Source organism: Streptomyces pratensis (assembly GCF_037137275.1).
Taxonomy (GTDB): Bacteria; Actinomycetota; Actinomycetes; order Streptomycetales; family Streptomycetaceae; genus Streptomyces; species Streptomyces pratensis_B.
Window position 1 is genome coordinate 1 of record NZ_JBBBEN010000059.1, and the last position, 14,697, is coordinate 14,697.

A 14,697-nucleotide genomic window follows, 5' to 3' on the forward strand; every position below is an offset into this window, starting at 1 on the left:
GTGGTCAGTCCTCCGAGGGGGTGAGGCGCTGGAGCTCTGCCTGGGTCGACTTGAGCAGGTCGTTCCAGGCCGCTTCGAACTTGTCGACGCCTTCGTCTTCCAGTAGCTGGACGACTTCGTCGTAGGAGACGCCGAGGTTCTTGAGGGTGTCGAGGTCGGTGCGGGCCTGGTCGTAGCCGCCGGCGACGGTGTCGCCGGTGATCTCGCCGTGGTCGGCGACCGCTTCCAGGGTCGCTTCCGGCATGGTGTTGACCGTGTTGGGGGCGACCAGGTCCTCGACGTACAGGGTGTCCTTGAGGGAGGGGTCCTTGACGCCGGTGGAGGCCCACAGCGGGCGCTGCTTGTTGGCCTGTGCCTTGTCCAGGGCGGCCCAGCGGTCGCCCGCGAAGACCTCTTCGTAGGCCTCGTAGGCCAGGCGGGCGTTGGCCAGGGCGGCCTTGCCCTTGGCGGCCTTGGCCTCCTGGGAGCCGATGGCGTCCAGGCGCTTGTCGATCTCGGTGTCCACGCGGGACACGAAGAAGGAGGCCACCGAGTGGATGGCGGAGAGGTCCAGGCCCGCGGCCTTCGCCTTCTCCAGGCCCGCGAGGTAGGCGTCCATGACCGCGCGGTAGCGCTCGAGGGAGAAGATCAGCGTCACGTTGACGCTGATGCCCCGGCCGATCGTCTCGGTGATCGCGGGGAGACCCGCCTCGGTGGCCGGGATCTTGATGAGGGTGTTGGGCCGGTCGACCAGCCAGGCCAGCTGCCTGGCCTCGGCGACGGTGGAGCGGGTGTTGTGGGCCAGGCGCGGGTCCACCTCGATGGAGACCCGGCCGTCCTGGCCGCCGGTCGCCTCGAAGACCGGGCGCAGGATGTCGGCGGCGTCACGGACGTCCGCCGTCGTGATCATCCGCAGGGCTTCCTCGACGGTGACCCCGCGGGCGGCGAGGTCGGTGAGCTGCTGCTCGTACCCGTCGCCCGAGGAGATCGCCTTCTGGAAGATCGACGGGTTGGTGGTGACACCGACGACATGACTCTGATCGATCAGCTCGGCCAGGTTGCCCGAGGTGATCCGCTTGCGCGACAGGTCGTCGAGCCAGATCGCCACGCCCTCGTCGGAGAGGCGCTTGAGTGCGTCTGTCATGAGTTGCATCTCCTCCTAGTGGTATCTACCGGCGTCAGCGCGCTGCGGCTTCGAGGGATTCCCGTGCTGCCGCGGCCACGTTCTCCGCGGTGAAGCCGAACTCGCGAAAGAGGACCTTCGCGTCGGCCGAGGCGCCGAAGTGCTCCAGCGACACGATCCGCCCGGCGTCCCCGACATACCGGTGCCAGGTCAGGCCGATGCCCGCCTCCACGGCCACCCGCGCCCTCACTGACGGCGGGAGCACACTGTCCTTGTAACCCTGATCCTGCTCCTCGAACCACTCCACCGACGGCATCGAGACCACCCGGGCCGGCACCCCGGCCGCCTGGAGCTGCTCGCGCGCCTGGACGGCGACGTGGACCTCGGAGCCGGTCGCGATGAGCAGCACCCGCGGCTCACCGCCCTCGGCCTCGAACAGGACATAGCCGCCCTTGGCCGCGTCCTCGTTGGGCTCGTAGACCGGCACGCCCTGGCGGGTCAGCGCCAGACCGTGCGGCGCGCCCTCGCCGAACACCTTGGTGTGCCGGCGCAGGATCTCACGCCAGGCGATGGACGTCTCGTTGGCGTCGGCCGGACGCACCACGTTCAGACCCGGAATCGCCCGCAAGGACGCCAGGTGCTCCACCGGCTGGTGGGTCGGCCCGTCCTCACCCAAGCCGATCGAGTCGTGCGTCCACACATAGGTCACCGGCAGGTGCATCAGCGCCGACAGCCGCACCGCGTTGCGCATGTAGTCGGAGAACACCAGGAACGTGCCCCCGTAGACACGGGTGTTGCCGTGCAGCGCGATCCCGTTCATCGCGGCGGCCATCGCGTGCTCACGGATACCGAAATGGACCGTGCGGCCGTACGGGTCGGCCTCCGGCAGCGGGTTGCCCACCGGCAGGAACGAGGACGCCTTGTCGATCGTGGTGTTGTTCGAGCCCGCGAGGTCGGCGGAGCCGCCCCACAGCTCCGGCACGATCTCGCCCAGCGCCTGCAGCACCTTCCCGGAAGCCGCACGCGTGGCCAGTGCCTTGCCCGCCTCGAAGACCGGCAGCCTCTCCTCCCAGCCCGCGGGCAGCTCACCCGCCGAAATCCGGTCGAAGTCAGCGGCACGCTCGGGGTTGGCGGTGCGCCACGCGGCGAACTCCTTGTCCCACGCGGCCCGGGCCTCACGGCCGCGGTCGAGGGCCTGGCGGGTGTGGCCGATGACCGCGTCGCAGACCTCGAAGGTCTGCTCCGGGTCGAAGCCGAGGACCCGCTTGGTCGCCGCGATCTCCTCGGCGCCGAGCGCCGAGCCGTGGGCCGCCTCGGTGTTCTGGGCGTTCGGCGCGGGCCAGGCGATGATCGAGCGGGCCGCGATGAACGAAGGACGCCCGGTCTCGGCCCTGGCCGCCTGGAGCGCCGCGTACAGACCCGCCGGGTCCAGATCGCCGCTCGGCAACTGCTCCACCCGCTGCACGTGCCAGCCGTAGGCCTCATACCGCTTCAGGGTGTCCTCGGAGACCGCGGTCTGGGTGTCGCCCTCGATGGAGATGTGGTTGTCGTCCCACAACAGGACCAGATTGCCCAGCTTCTGGTGCCCGGCCAGCGAGGACGCCTCGGCCGCGATGCCCTCCTGCAGACACCCGTCCCCGGCCACCGCCCACACCATGTGATCGAACGGAGAACTGCCCGCCGGCGCCTGCGGATCGAACAGCCCCCGCTCGTAACGGGCGGCCATCGCCATCCCCACCGCGTTCGCCACGCCCTGCCCCAACGGGCCCGTCGTCGTCTCCACCCCCGCGGTGTGACCGTACTCCGGATGCCCCGGCGTCCGGGAACCCCAGGTCCTGAACGCCTTCAGATCCTCCAGCTCCAGGCCGTACCCGGCGAGGTAGAGCTGGATGTACAGGGTCAGGCTCGAGTGGCCGGCGGACAGCACGAACCGGTCACGACCGATCCACTCCGGGTCCGCGGGGTCATGCCGCATCACCTTCTGGAACAAGGTGTACGCGGCAGGAGCCAGGCTCATCGCCGTGCCCGGGTGGCCGTTCCCGACCTTCTGTACGGCATCCGCGGCGAGAACACGAGCAGTGTCCACGGCCCGCTGGTCCACATCGGTCCACTGCAAGTCTGTGGTGATCGGCTTGATGCTCACCCTGAGTCAGGGCTCCTCTCCACTGTTGTAGCCGGTGACCGTTACCGCACCGGGCGTGGTCGAGCCTACCCCCGCCGTACGCCGCGCTTCCCGAGTACTTTCCAGAGTGCGGGCACCCCCGGGAGTTCGCCTCCCGACGCAACGTTCCAGCCGCCGCGCCGTCACGTCCCGGCCGCCGCACAGTCACCCCCAACACGACCCCACCCCCGCGAAGGACGGCGTATCCGCAACGTTTAGAGTGGTCGGGTTCGCGCAAGTCTTCACCGGGCCTCCACGCCCGGAGCTTGCTGGGATTTCTCTGTCAGGGGTGTGCGTGACGGCCGTCGAGTCCCGACCCGCAGGGGTCGCCTTGACTCCGAGCCCGGGGGGCCATCGCCCGTTCGGGGCCCGTGTCAAGGCGTTCGTGGCGCTTACCAAGCCACGCATCATCGAGCTGTTGCTCATCACCACCGTTCCGGTGATGTTCCTCGCTGCCCAGGGCGTACCCGACCTGTGGCTCGTCCTCACCACCACCGTCGGGGGGTATCTCTCCGCCGGTGGTGCCAACGCGCTCAACATGTACATCGACCGGGACATCGACGCGCTGATGGACCGGACCTCGCAGCGCCCGCTGGTCACCGGCATGGTCAGCCCTCGCGAATGCCTCGTCTTCGGCATCGGCCTCGGGGTGGTCTCCACCCTCTGGTTCGGTCTGCTGGTCAACTGGCTCTCCGCGGCCCTCGCGCTCGGCGCCCTCCTCTTCTACGTCGTCGTCTACACGATGCTGCTGAAGCGCCGCACCTCGCAGAACATCGTCTGGGGCGGCATCGCGGGCTGCCTGCCGGTCCTCATCGGCTGGTCCTCCGTGACGAACTCGCTCTCCTGGGCCGCCGTCGTCCTCTTCGCCGTCATCTTCTTCTGGACGCCGCCGCACTACTGGCCGCTGTCGATGAAGGTGAAGGACGACTACGCCAGGGTCGGCGTCCCGATGCTTCCGGTCATCGCCTCCAACCGGGTCGTCGCCAAGCAGATCGTCCTCTACAGCTGGGTGATGGTCGCGGTCTCGCTGCTGCTCACCCCGTTGGGCTACACCGGCTGGTTCTACACCGCGGTGGCACTGCTGGCCGGCGGCTTCTGGCTCTGGGAGGCCCATGGGCTGCAGAACCGGGCCAAGGCCGGGGTGACCGGCGGCAAACTCAAGGAGATGCGGCTCTTCCACTGGTCCATCACCTACGTCTCGCTCCTCTTCCTGGCCGTCGCGGTGGACCCCTTCCTCCGCTGACGCGTTCGCCGGACCCTCTGCGGGCGGTTCGCGTGGCCCACGCCACGTGACCCGCCCGTCGCCAGTTGGTCTACTCGTCGGTAGCATCCTGTCCATGGCAGAGACGGCAGCAGACGCAAGCGACACGGAACAGACTCCGCGGACGGACGCCAGGAAGGCCGCGCGCGCGGAGCGCAAAGCGGCGAAGCTCGCCAGCGAGATCGGCTCCTTCGCCAAGGAGCACGGCGGCGCGGAGGGGCAGCTCGCCTACCTGGGCCAGGCGGGCACCCGTATCGTCCTGGTCGGCGGGGACGGCGCCTGGGGCGACCTCGTGGCACCGGCGTACGCCGTCGCCGAGAACGCGACGCGCAAGGCCGGCATCACGATGCACGAGACCTTCGACGGTGAGTTCGCCGCCAAGGTCCGCACGGGCCCGTACGAGTGGTCCCGCATGGCCGGGATGCAGATCGGCGGCCCTTCCAACGACCGCTGAACCGCCCGGCGCGGGCCGCCGGTGGGCCCGGGGGGAGCGCGGCGCTCACCGCGCCGCACGCGAGCGGGGAGCAGAACGAGGGGCGGCGGGCTGGAAAAGCCCGCCGCCCCTCGTTTCGTTCTGCCCCCGTCGGCCCGGTCAGACGGCCGTGGCCGAAGCCGCCTCCGGCCGTTCGGCGGGCGGCCGCGGCAGCGGGGCGCTCAGGTCGTCGGTGCGCTCACGCACGCTCAGGACGAGGCGGAGCACGGCGATCCACATCACGGCCGAGCCGAACATGTGGACGCCGACCAGGATCTCGGGGACGTCGCTGAAGTACTGCACGTACCCGATCGCGCCCTGGGCCAGCAGCACGACCAGCAGATCGCGGGCGCGGGCCCGGGTGTCGGCGGGTGCGTCGACCACCCGCAGGGCGAACCACATCGCGACGGCCAGGGCGCAGACCACCCAGGCGGCGATGGCGTGCACATGGGCGGCCGCGGACCAGTCCCACGGCATCCGCGGTACGTCGCTGCTGTCCCCGGCGTGCTTGCCGGAGCCGGTCACCGACGTGCCGAGCACGATCAGCACCACCGAGGCCGCCACGATCGCCCAGGCCAGCCGGCTCACCGGCAGCGGAACCCGGGGGCGGGGCGGTCCGTCGCCCTCGCCGATCCGCACCCAGGTGAGCACCGTGAGGGCGAGGAGCGCGTTGGCGAGCAGGAAGTGCCCGGCCACGGTCCAGGGGTTCAGCCCCGCCCAGACGGTGATCCCGCCGAGGACGGCGTTCGCCAGCACGACCCAGAACTGCGCCCAGGCCAGCCGGGTCAGCTTGCGGCGGCGCGGCTTCAGGCTGCTGACGGCGACGATCGTCCAGCCGACGGCGGCCGACAGGACGTAGGTCAGCAGCCGGTTGCCGAACTCGATCGCGCCGTGCAGCCCCTGTTCGGGCGTCGCGAACAGGCTGTCGTCGGTGCACTTGGGCCAGGTGTCGCAGCCGAGGCCCGAACCGGTCAGCCGGACGGCCCCGCCGGTGACGATGATGAGGACGCTCATCATGACGGCGGAGAGCGCGGCACGCTTCACCACCCGGGTGGACGGCGTCCAGCGCTTGGCGATGAGGGAGATGGGGGTTTCCACGCCGACCATGGTAGGACGGGGCTTGTGCACGATTTCACGAGGGGGGGTGGGTTTCCACCCGCTTGCCGTGTACGTCCCGGGGCGCGAGCCGGCTCGTGTCCCGTCGGCGGGAGCCCCCCGCGTCACTCCCAGCGGAAGAACCGGGCGGCGGCCCCCAGCCCCAGCACCGCCCACCCGGCGAGGATTCCCGCGTCCGCCCACGGCAGCGACGCGCCGTGCTGGAGCACGTCGCGCAGGCCCTCCGAGAGCGCGGAGACGGGCAGCAGCCCCAGCAAGGACTGCGCGGTGTCCGGGAACTTGTCCAGCGGGACGATCACCCCGCCGCCGACCAGCAGCAGCAGGAAGACCAGGTTGGCCGCGGCGAGTGTCGCCTCCGCCTTCAGCGTCCCGGCCATCAGCAGCCCCAGCCCGGAGAACGCGGCGGTGCCGAGCACGAGCAGCAGCAGCACGCTCAGCGGGCCGCCCTGCGGCGACCAGCCGAGCGCGAGGGCGATGGACGTCAGCAGGACGATCTGGAGCGCCTCGGTGACCAGCACCGACAGGGTCTTCGCGGTCATCAGGGCCCAGCGGGGCAGCGGCGAGGCGGCGAGCCGCTTGAGGACCCCGTAGCGGCGCTCGAAGCCGGTGGCGATCGCCTGGCCGGTGAAGGCCGTCGACATCACGGCCAGGGCCAGGACGCCCGGAGCCAGGAAGTCGACCGACGCGCCCGAGCCCGTGTCCACGATGTCGACGGTGCTGAACAGCACCAGCAGCAGCGTCGGGATGATCACCGTCAGCAGCAGCTGCTCGCCGTTGCGCAGCAGCATCCGGGTCTCCAGCGCGGTCTGCGCGGCGATCATCCGGCCGAGCGGGGCGGCGCCGGGGCGTGGGGCGTACGTACCGGCGCTCATGCGCGCAGCTCCTTGCCGGTGAGTTCGAGGAAGACGTCCTCCAGCGTGCGCCGCTCCACGGAGATGCCCTCGGGCATCACGCCGTGCTGGGCGCACCAGGAGGTCACGGTCGCCAGCAGCTGGGGGTCGATCCGGCCGGTGATGCGGTACGTGCCGGGGAGCGGCTCCGCGGCCTCGGAGCCGCCGGGCAACGCCTTGACGAGCGAGCCGAGGTCGAGCCCCGTCCGGCCGGTGAAGCGCAGGGTGTTCTCCGCGCCCCCGCGGCACAGCTGCTCCGGGCTGCCCCGGGCGATGACCCGGCCCGCGTCGATGATCGCGACGTCGTCGGCGAGGGCTTCGGCCTCGTCCATGAAGTGGGTGGTGAGCACGGTGGAGACGCCGTCGGCGCGCAGCTCGCGCACCAGGTCCCAGGTGGAGCGGCGGGCCTGCGGGTCGAGCCCCGCGGTCGGCTCGTCCAGGAAGACCAGCTCGGGGCGGCCCACGACCGCCATGGCGAGGGCGAGCCGCTGCTGCTGGCCCCCGGAGAGCCGCCGGTAGGCGGTGCGGCCGCAGCCGCCGAGGCCGAGGCGCTCGATCAGTGCGTCCACGTCGAGGGGGTGGGCGTGCAGTCTCGCCATGTGGCGCAGCATCTCGTCGGCCCGTGCGCCGGAGTAGATCCCCCCGGACTGGAGCATCACCCCGATCCGCGGGCGCAGCCGCTCCGCGTCGGCGACCGGGTCGAGTCCCAGGACCCGTACGGTCCCCGCGTCGGGGCGGCGGTAGCCCTCGCAGGTCTCGACGGCAGTGGTCTTCCCGGCTCCGTTGGGGCCGAGCACGGCGCTCACCGCGCCGGCCCGGACCACCAGGTCGAGGCCGTCCACCGCGGTCTTGGCGCCGTACCGCTTGACCAGGCCCCTGACCTGTACGACGGGCTCGTTCTCCATGGCGGGCCATTCTAGGCAGCGGCCGCCGGAGGGCCTGCCGCGGGGCCGGATTAGGTAACCCTAAGTGATGAACCGCACCGTAGATCGTTCCGGACCGTGGTTGTCAGGGCGGGGCGAATTACGCAACAATGGTGTTGTGAAATACGACGGACGGGCTCCTCAGGAGGACCTCGCGACCGGTGAGCGCTCGACGCGCAACCGGGTCGCGCGCTCCATCCTGGACCACGGCCCCTCCACGGTCGCCGATCTCGCGGGACGGGTGGGCCTCACCCAGGCCGCCGTCCGCCGCCATCTGGACGCCCTCGTCTCCGACGGCGTAGTGGAGGCCCGTGAGAAGCGGGTCTACGGGACACGGACCCGTGGCAGGCCCGCCAAGGTGTTCGCCCTGACGGACTGCGGCCGGGACGCCTTCGACCAGTCCTACGACAAGCTGGCGGCCGACGCGCTGCGCTTCATCGCCGAGTCCGGGGGGGACGAGGCGGTCGCCGCCTTCGCCCGCGCCCGGATGGCGGCGATGGGCGAGGCGTACCGCTCCGCGGTGGAGGCCGCGGAGCCCGAGCGCCGCACCGAGGCGCTGGCCGGAGCCCTGACCGCCGACGGGTACGCTGCTACGGCGCGAAGCGCGCCGGGCCCGCAGCAGGGCGAGCAGTTGTGCCAGCACCACTGCCCGGTGGCGCATGTCGCCGAGCAGTTCCCACAGCTGTGCGAGGCGGAGACGGAGTTCTTCTCCAGCCTCCTCGGGACCCATGTGCAGCGTCTGGCCACCCTCGCCCACGGCGACGGCGTGTGCACGACCTATGTGCCGCGCAGTGGCCACGCAGCACCCCCCAAGATCACCCATTCAGCATCTGCAAGCACGGCCGGGAGGAACCCCGCATGACGCTCCCCACGGAGACTGCCCACCCTGAGCTCGAGGGTCTGGGTACCTACGAATTCGGCTGGGCCGACTCCGACGCGGCAGGCGCGGCGGCGAAGCGCGGTCTGTCCGAGGCTGTCGTCCGCGACATCTCGGAGAAGAAGAACGAGCCCGAGTGGATGCTGAAGCTGCGGCTCAAGGGCCTCAAGCTCTTCGGCAAGAAGCCCATGCCCAGCTGGGGCTCGGACCTGTCGGGCATCGACTTCGACAACATCAAGTACTTCGTGCGGTCCACGGAGAAGCAGGCGGAGTCCTGGGAGGACCTGCCCGAGGACATCAAGAACACGTACGACAAGCTCGGCATCCCCGAGGCGGAGAAGCAGCGCCTCGTCGCCGGTGTCGCCGCGCAGTACGAGTCCGAGGTCGTCTACCACCAGATCAACGAGGAGCTGGAGGCGCAGGGTGTCATCTTCATGGACACCGACACCGCGCTGAAGGAGCACCCGGAGCTCTTCAAGGAGTACTTCGGCACCGTCATCCCCGTCGGTGACAACAAGTTCGCCTCGCTGAACTCGGCCGTGTGGTCCGGCGGCTCGTTCATCTACGTGCCCAAGGGCGTCCACGTGGACATCCCGCTCCAGGCCTACTTCCGCATCAACACGGAGAACATGGGCCAGTTCGAGCGGACGCTGATCATCGTGGACGAGGACGCCTACGTCCACTACGTCGAGGGCTGCACCGCCCCGATCTACTCCTCGGACTCGCTGCACAGCGCCGTGGTCGAGATCGTCGTGAAGAAGGGCGGCCGCTGCCGCTACACGACCATCCAGAACTGGTCGAACAACGTCTACAACCTGGTCACCAAGCGGGCCGTGGCCTACGAGGGCGCGACCATGGAGTGGGTCGACGGCAACATCGGCTCCAAGGTGACCATGAAGTACCCGGCGGTCTACCTGATGGGCGAGCACGCCAAGGGCGAGACCCTGTCCATCGCCTTCGCGGGCGAGGGCCAGCACCAGGACGCCGGCGCCAAGATGGTCCACATGGCCCCGAACACCTCCTCCAACATCGTCTCCAAGTCGGTGGCGCGAGGCGGCGGCCGCACCTCCTACCGCGGTCTGATCGAGATCGGCGAGGGAGCGCCGGGCGCGAAGTCCAACGTGCTCTGCGACGCCCTGCTCGTCGACACGATCTCGCGTTCCGACACCTACCCGTACGTCGACGTCCGCGAGGACGACGTGTCGATGGGCCACGAGGCGACCGTCTCCAAGGTCTCGGAGGACCAGCTCTTCTATCTGATGAGCCGCGGACTCACCGAGTTCGAGGCCATGGCGATGATCGTGCGAGGCTTCGTCGAGCCGATCGCCAAGGAGCTGCCCATGGAGTACGCCCTGGAGCTCAACCGGCTGATCGAGCTGCAGATGGAGGGTTCGGTCGGCTAGGTCCTCGCCCGAGGACTCCCGGGGGCGGCCGCGCACGGCCGCCCCCGCCCCACCGCATCCCCCGACCTCTTGACTGAGAAAGCGAGCACTACGACAGCCATGGCTGAGGCTCAGAACACTCCGGCGGGCTCCACCACCGCCGGCTCTATCGCGGTGGCCGCCGAGTCGACCGTCGCCACCCGAATGAGCGCACCCCCTTCCTTCGACGTCGCGGACTTCCCCGTCCCGCACGGCCGCGAGGAGGAGTGGCGCTTCACGCCGCTGGAGCGGCTGCGCGGGCTGCACGACGGCACCGCCGTCGCCACCGGAGACGGTGTGAAGGTCGCCATCGACGCGCCCGAGGGCGTCACGGTCGAGACCGTCGGCCGCGACGACGCCCGGCTCGGCAAGGCGGGAGCCCCGGTGGACCGGGTCGCCGCCCAGGCGTACTCCTCCTTCACGCAGGCCTCGGTCGTCACGGTCGCCAAGGAAGCCGTGCTCACCGAGCCGATCCGGATCGCCGTGCACGGCGAGGGCGGCGTCGCCTACGGCCACCAGGTCATCGAGCTGGGCGCCTTCGCGGAGGCCGTCGTCGTCATCGACCACACCGGTGACGCGGTGCTCGCCGCCAACGTCGACTACGTCCTCGGTGACGGCGCGAAGCTGACCGTCGTCTCCGTGCAGGACTGGGACGACACGGCCGTCCACGTCGGCCAGCACAACGCGCTGGTCGGCCGGGACGCCTCCTTCAAGTCGGTCGTCGTCACCTTCGGCGGCGACCTGGTCCGCCTGCACCCCCGGATCGCCTACGCGGCCCCCGGCGGCGAGGCGGAGCTGTTCGGCCTGTACTTCACCGACAAGGGCCAGCACCAGGAGCACCGCCTCCTGGTCGACCACAACACCCCGCACTGCACGTCCAACGCGGTGTACAAGGGCGCTCTCCAGGGCGACGGCGCGCACGCCGTGTGGATCGGTGACGTCCTCATCCAGGCGGCGGCCGAGGGCACCGACACCTACGAGATGAACCGCAACCTCGTCCTCACCGACGGCGCCCGGGTCGACTCCGTGCCCAACCTGGAGATCGAGACCGGCGAGATCGTCGGCGCGGGCCACGCCTCCGCGACGGGCCGTTTCGACGACGAGCAGCTGTTCTACCTCCAGTCCCGCGGCATCCCGGCCGACGAGGCCCGTCGTCTGGTCGTGCGCGGGTTCTTCGCCGAGCTGGTCCAGCAGATCGGCCTGCCGGACGTCGAAGCGCGTCTCCTCGAGAAGATCGAGACCGAGCTGAAGGCGTCCGTCTGATGGCCTTCGTCAAAGCCTGTGCGCTGAGTGAGCTGGAGGACGACACCCCCAAGCGGGTGGAGCTCGACGGCATACCCGTCTCCGTCGTCCGCACCGAGGGGGAGGTGTTCGCGATCAACGACATCTGCTCGCACGCGAACGTGTCCCTGTCGGAGGGCGAGGTGGAGGACTGCGCGATCGAGTGCTGGCTGCACGGATCGTCGTTCGACCTCCGTACCGGCAAGCCGTCCGGCCTTCCCGCGACGCGCCCCGTCCCCGTATACCCCGTAAAGATCCAAGGGGACGATGTGCTCGTCTCCGTCACCCAGGAGTCCTGAGTCACCCATGGCAACGCTTGAAATCCGCGACCTGCACGTCACCGTCGAGGCGGACAACGCCACGAAGGAGATCCTCAAGGGCGTCGACCTGACCGTGAAGCAGGGCGAGACCCACGCCATCATGGGCCCCAACGGGTCCGGCAAGTCCACCCTCGCGTACTCGCTCGCGGGGCACCCCAAGTACACGATCACCAGTGGTTCGGTCACCCTGGACGGCGAGGACGTCCTGGAGATGTCCGTCGACGAGCGGGCCCGTGCCGGCCTGTTCCTCGCCATGCAGTACCCGGTCGAGATCCCCGGCGTCTCGGTCTCCAACTTCCTGCGCACCTCCGCCACCGCCGTCCGCGGCGAGGCCCCCAAGCTGCGCACGTGGGTCAAGGAGGTCAGGGAGACGATGGCCGAGCTCCAGATGGACCCGGCCTTCGCCGAGCGCAACGTCAACGAGGGCTTCTCCGGCGGTGAGAAGAAGCGCCACGAGATCCTTCAGCTGGAGCTCCTCAAGCCGAAGATCGCCGTCCTCGACGAGACGGACTCGGGTCTGGACGTCGACGCTCTGAAGACCGTCTCCGAGGGTGTCAACCGGGTCCGCGAGTCCGGCGAGGTCGGCACCCTGCTGATCACGCACTACACCCGCATCCTGAAGTACATCAAGCCCGACTTCGTGCACGTCTTCGCGGGGGGCCGCATCGCCGCCTCCGGCGGTGCCGAACTGGCCGACCAGCTGGAGAACGAGGGCTACGAGGCCTACACGAAGGGTGGCGCTTCCGCGTGACTGACGCCCGACAGGGGCTCACCGGCCTCCTCGACACCGAGGCGATCCGCAAGGACTTCCCCATCCTGGACCGCACGGTCCACGACGGGAAGAAGATCGTTTACCTGGACTCCGCGGCCACCTCGCAGAAGCCGCGTCAGGTCCTCGACGCGCTCAACGAGTACTACGAGCAGCACAACGCGAACGTGCACCGCGGCGTCTACACGATCGCCGAGGAGGCCACCGCGCTGTACGAGGGCGCCCGCGACAAGGTCGCCGCCTTCATCAACGCACCCAGCCGCGACGAGGTGATCTTCACCAAGAACGCCTCCGAGTCGCTCAACCTCGTGGCCAACATGCTCGGCTGGGCGGACGAGCCCTACCGGGTGGACAGCGACACCGAGATCGTCACCACGGAGATGGAGCACCATTCCAACATCGTGCCGTGGCAGCTGCTCGCGCAGCGCACCGGCGCGAAGCTGAAGTGGTTCGGCATCACCGACGACGGCCGGCTCGACCTGTCCGACATCGACGAGATCATCACCGAGAAGACGAAGGTCGTCTCCTTCACGCTCGTCTCCAACATCCTGGGCACCGTCAACCCGGTCGAGCAGATCATCCGCCGCGCCCAGCAGGTCGGCGCGCTGGTGTGCATCGACGCCTCGCAGGCGGCCCCGCACATGGTGCTCGACGTGCAGGCGCTCCAGGCGGACTTCGTGGCCTTCACCGGTCACAAGATGGTCGGCCCGACGGGCATCGGCGTGCTGTGGGGCCGACAGGAGCTCCTGGAGGACCTGCCCCCGTTCCTCGGTGGCGGCGAGATGATCGAGACCGTGTCGATGCACTCCTCGACCTACGCCCCCGCGCCGCACAAGTTCGAGGCCGGTACACCCCCGATCGCGCAGGCCGTCGGCCTCGGCGCGGCCGTGGACTACCTCTCGGCGATCGGCATGGAGAACATCCACCGGCACGAGAAGGCGATCACCGAGTACGCGGTGAAGCGCCTCCTGGACGTCCCCGGCCTGCGGATCATCGGTCCGGCGACGGCGGAGGACCGCGGGGCGGCGATCTCCTTCACACTCGGCGACATCCACCCGCACGACGTGGGCCAGGTCCTCGACGAGCTGGGCATCGCCGTCCGGGTCGGCCACCACTGCGCGCGGCCGGTCTGCCTGCGGTACGGAATTCCTGCGACGACGCGAGCGTCGTTCTATCTGTACTCCACGCCCGCCGAGGTCGATGCCTTGGTGGACGGGCTGGAGCACGTCCGGAACTTCTTCGGCTGAGGGTGGACTGGTGAAGCTCGATTCCATGTACCAGGACGTGATCCTGGACCACTACAAGCACCCCCACGGGCGCGGTCTGCGGGACGGCGACGCCGAGGTGCACCACACCAATCCGACGTGTGGTGACGAGATCACGCTCAGGGTGAAGTACGACGGCGAGACCATCGCCGACGTGAGCTACGACGGCCAGGGCTGCTCCATCAGCCAGGCCAGCGCCTCCGTGCTGAACGAGCTGCTCGTGGGCAGGGAGCTGTCCCAGGCGCAGCGCATCCAGGGTGCTTTCCTGGAGCTGATGCAGTCCAAGGGCCAGCTGGAGCCCGACGACGCGATGGAGGAGCTGCTGGAGGACGCCGTCGCGTTCGCCGGTGTCTCCAAATACCCCGCCCGGGTCAAGTGCGCGCTGCTGAGCTGGATGGCGTGGAAGGACGCGACGGCCAAGGCGCTGTCCGAAGGGAAGACCGCATGAGCGACAACGAGACCGCGACCATGAAGCCGGCCTCCGAGGAGGAGGTCCGCGAGGCGCTGTACGACGTCGTCGACCCCGAGCTGGGCATCGACGTCGTCAACCTGGGCCTGATCTACGGCATCCACGTCGACGACGCCAACATCGCCACCCTGGACATGACCCTGACGTCAGCGGCCTGCCCGCTGACCGACGTCATCGAGGACCAGGCGAAGTCCGCCACGGACGGCATCGTCAACGAACTGCGCATCAACTGGGTCTGGATGCCGCCGTGGGGCCCGGACAAGATCACCGACGACGGGCGCGAGCAGTTGCGCGCGCTGGGGTTCAACGTCTGACGCTTCGCTGAGCGCGGCCGGCTGCGGGACAGCACGTCCGCGACGCCACCCCAACG

Annotated in this window: 15 protein-coding genes; 10 read left to right on the forward strand and 5 right to left on the reverse strand. The window is 69.7% G+C overall.

What is annotated here, in order from left to right:
• Positions 1–4 precede the first annotated feature (4 nt).
• Both tal and tkt read right to left on the reverse strand, forming a co-directional pair.
• On the reverse strand, positions 5–1,123 hold the full coding sequence (gene tal / locus V9U70_RS03750) for a transaldolase (RefSeq protein ID WP_336672899.1): 1,119 nt from the start codon (positions 1,121–1,123) through the stop codon (positions 5–7).
• Positions 1,124–1,157: 34 nt separating this feature from the next.
• Positions 1,158–3,245, reverse strand: a complete 2,088-nt coding sequence (gene tkt / locus V9U70_RS03755) for a transketolase (protein ID WP_336672985.1) — start codon at positions 3,243–3,245, stop codon at positions 1,158–1,160.
• A 307-nt stretch (positions 3,246–3,552) separates the two neighbouring features.
• On the opposite strand from tkt, the gene V9U70_RS03760 reads away from it, so the two are divergent.
• Positions 3,553–4,506 carry a heme o synthase gene (locus tag V9U70_RS03760; protein ID WP_336672986.1) on the forward strand — a complete coding sequence of 318 codons (954 nt, stop codon included), beginning with the start codon at positions 3,553–3,555 and terminating at the stop codon, positions 4,504–4,506.
• A 94-nt stretch (positions 4,507–4,600) separates the two neighbouring features.
• Positions 4,601–4,978: a hypothetical protein gene (locus V9U70_RS03765; RefSeq protein ID WP_336672987.1), complete on the forward strand. Its 378-nt coding sequence runs from the start codon at positions 4,601–4,603 to the stop codon at positions 4,976–4,978.
• A 138-nt stretch (positions 4,979–5,116) separates the two neighbouring features.
• Here V9U70_RS03765 and V9U70_RS03770 read toward each other — a convergent pair whose 3' ends face one another.
• From V9U70_RS03770 to V9U70_RS03780, 3 genes are all read right to left on the reverse strand, one after another.
• Positions 5,117–6,103 (reverse strand): COX15/CtaA family protein, encoded by a 987-nt coding sequence (locus V9U70_RS03770; RefSeq protein ID WP_336672988.1) that lies wholly within the window; start codon positions 6,101–6,103, stop codon positions 5,117–5,119.
• Positions 6,104–6,216: 113 nt separating this feature from the next.
• Positions 6,217–6,984 (reverse strand): ABC transporter permease, encoded by a 768-nt coding sequence (locus V9U70_RS03775; protein WP_336672989.1) that lies wholly within the window; start codon positions 6,982–6,984, stop codon positions 6,217–6,219.
• The gene (locus tag V9U70_RS03780) at positions 6,981–7,907 is read right to left on the reverse strand and encodes an ABC transporter ATP-binding protein (RefSeq protein ID WP_336672990.1); all 927 of its coding nucleotides are present in this window, start codon (positions 7,905–7,907) and stop codon (positions 6,981–6,983) included. Before V9U70_RS03780 ends, V9U70_RS03775 begins: the two co-directional genes overlap by 4 nt.
• Before the next feature lie 136 nt (positions 7,908–8,043).
• Between V9U70_RS03780 and V9U70_RS03785 the strand changes: the two genes are divergently transcribed.
• From V9U70_RS03785 to V9U70_RS03820, 8 genes are all read left to right on the forward strand, one after another.
• Positions 8,044–8,787, forward strand: coding sequence for a helix-turn-helix transcriptional regulator (locus V9U70_RS03785; RefSeq protein ID WP_336672991.1), 744 nt, complete (start codon positions 8,044–8,046; stop codon positions 8,785–8,787).
• Positions 8,784–10,205, forward strand: coding sequence for a Fe-S cluster assembly protein SufB (sufB, locus tag V9U70_RS03790; RefSeq protein ID WP_336672992.1), 1,422 nt, complete (start codon positions 8,784–8,786; stop codon positions 10,203–10,205). Before V9U70_RS03785 ends, sufB begins: the two co-directional genes overlap by 4 nt.
• A gap of 99 nt (positions 10,206–10,304) precedes the next feature.
• Positions 10,305–11,486, forward strand: a complete 1,182-nt coding sequence (sufD, locus tag V9U70_RS03795; RefSeq protein ID WP_336672993.1) for a Fe-S cluster assembly protein SufD — start codon at positions 10,305–10,307, stop codon at positions 11,484–11,486.
• The gene (locus tag V9U70_RS03800; protein ID WP_336672994.1) at positions 11,486–11,803 is read left to right on the forward strand and encodes a bifunctional 3-phenylpropionate/cinnamic acid dioxygenase ferredoxin subunit; all 318 of its coding nucleotides are present in this window, start codon (positions 11,486–11,488) and stop codon (positions 11,801–11,803) included. The genes sufD and V9U70_RS03800 overlap by 1 nt, the downstream gene beginning before the upstream one ends.
• A gap of 7 nt (positions 11,804–11,810) precedes the next feature.
• On the forward strand, positions 11,811–12,575 hold the full coding sequence (sufC, locus tag V9U70_RS03805; RefSeq protein ID WP_336672995.1) for a Fe-S cluster assembly ATPase SufC: 765 nt from the start codon (positions 11,811–11,813) through the stop codon (positions 12,573–12,575).
• On the forward strand, positions 12,572–13,840 hold the full coding sequence (locus tag V9U70_RS03810) for a cysteine desulfurase (protein ID WP_336672996.1): 1,269 nt from the start codon (positions 12,572–12,574) through the stop codon (positions 13,838–13,840). The genes sufC and V9U70_RS03810 overlap by 4 nt, the downstream gene beginning before the upstream one ends.
• A 10-nt stretch (positions 13,841–13,850) precedes the next feature.
• Positions 13,851–14,306 (forward strand): Fe-S cluster assembly sulfur transfer protein SufU, encoded by a 456-nt coding sequence (sufU, locus tag V9U70_RS03815; protein WP_336672997.1) that lies wholly within the window; start codon positions 13,851–13,853, stop codon positions 14,304–14,306.
• Positions 14,303–14,641: a metal-sulfur cluster assembly factor gene (locus V9U70_RS03820; protein ID WP_003969897.1), complete on the forward strand. Its 339-nt coding sequence runs from the start codon at positions 14,303–14,305 to the stop codon at positions 14,639–14,641. The genes sufU and V9U70_RS03820 overlap by 4 nt, the downstream gene beginning before the upstream one ends.
• Positions 14,642–14,697: the final 56 nt, after the last annotated feature.

Coding starts and splice junctions, on each gene's coding strand:
- sufB (WP_336672992.1), top strand. CDS start 8,784: ATGACGCTCCCCACGGAGACTGCCCACCCTGAGCTCGAGGGTCTGGGT.
- V9U70_RS03780 (WP_336672990.1), bottom strand. CDS start 7,907: ATGGAGAACGAGCCCGTCGTACAGGTCAGGGGCCTGGTCAAGCGGTAC.
- sufD (WP_336672993.1), top strand. CDS start 10,305: ATGGCTGAGGCTCAGAACACTCCGGCGGGCTCCACCACCGCCGGCTCT.
- V9U70_RS03765 (WP_336672987.1), top strand. CDS start 4,601: ATGGCAGAGACGGCAGCAGACGCAAGCGACACGGAACAGACTCCGCGG.
- V9U70_RS03770 (WP_336672988.1), bottom strand. CDS start 6,103: ATGGTCGGCGTGGAAACCCCCATCTCCCTCATCGCCAAGCGCTGGACG.
- V9U70_RS03820 (WP_003969897.1), top strand. CDS start 14,303: ATGAGCGACAACGAGACCGCGACCATGAAGCCGGCCTCCGAGGAGGAG.
- V9U70_RS03800 (WP_336672994.1), top strand. CDS start 11,486: ATGGCCTTCGTCAAAGCCTGTGCGCTGAGTGAGCTGGAGGACGACACC.
- V9U70_RS03775 (WP_336672989.1), bottom strand. CDS start 6,984: ATGAGCGCCGGTACGTACGCCCCACGCCCCGGCGCCGCCCCGCTCGGC.
- sufC (WP_336672995.1), top strand. CDS start 11,811: ATGGCAACGCTTGAAATCCGCGACCTGCACGTCACCGTCGAGGCGGAC.
- tal (WP_336672899.1), bottom strand. CDS start 1,123: ATGACAGACGCACTCAAGCGCCTCTCCGACGAGGGCGTGGCGATCTGG.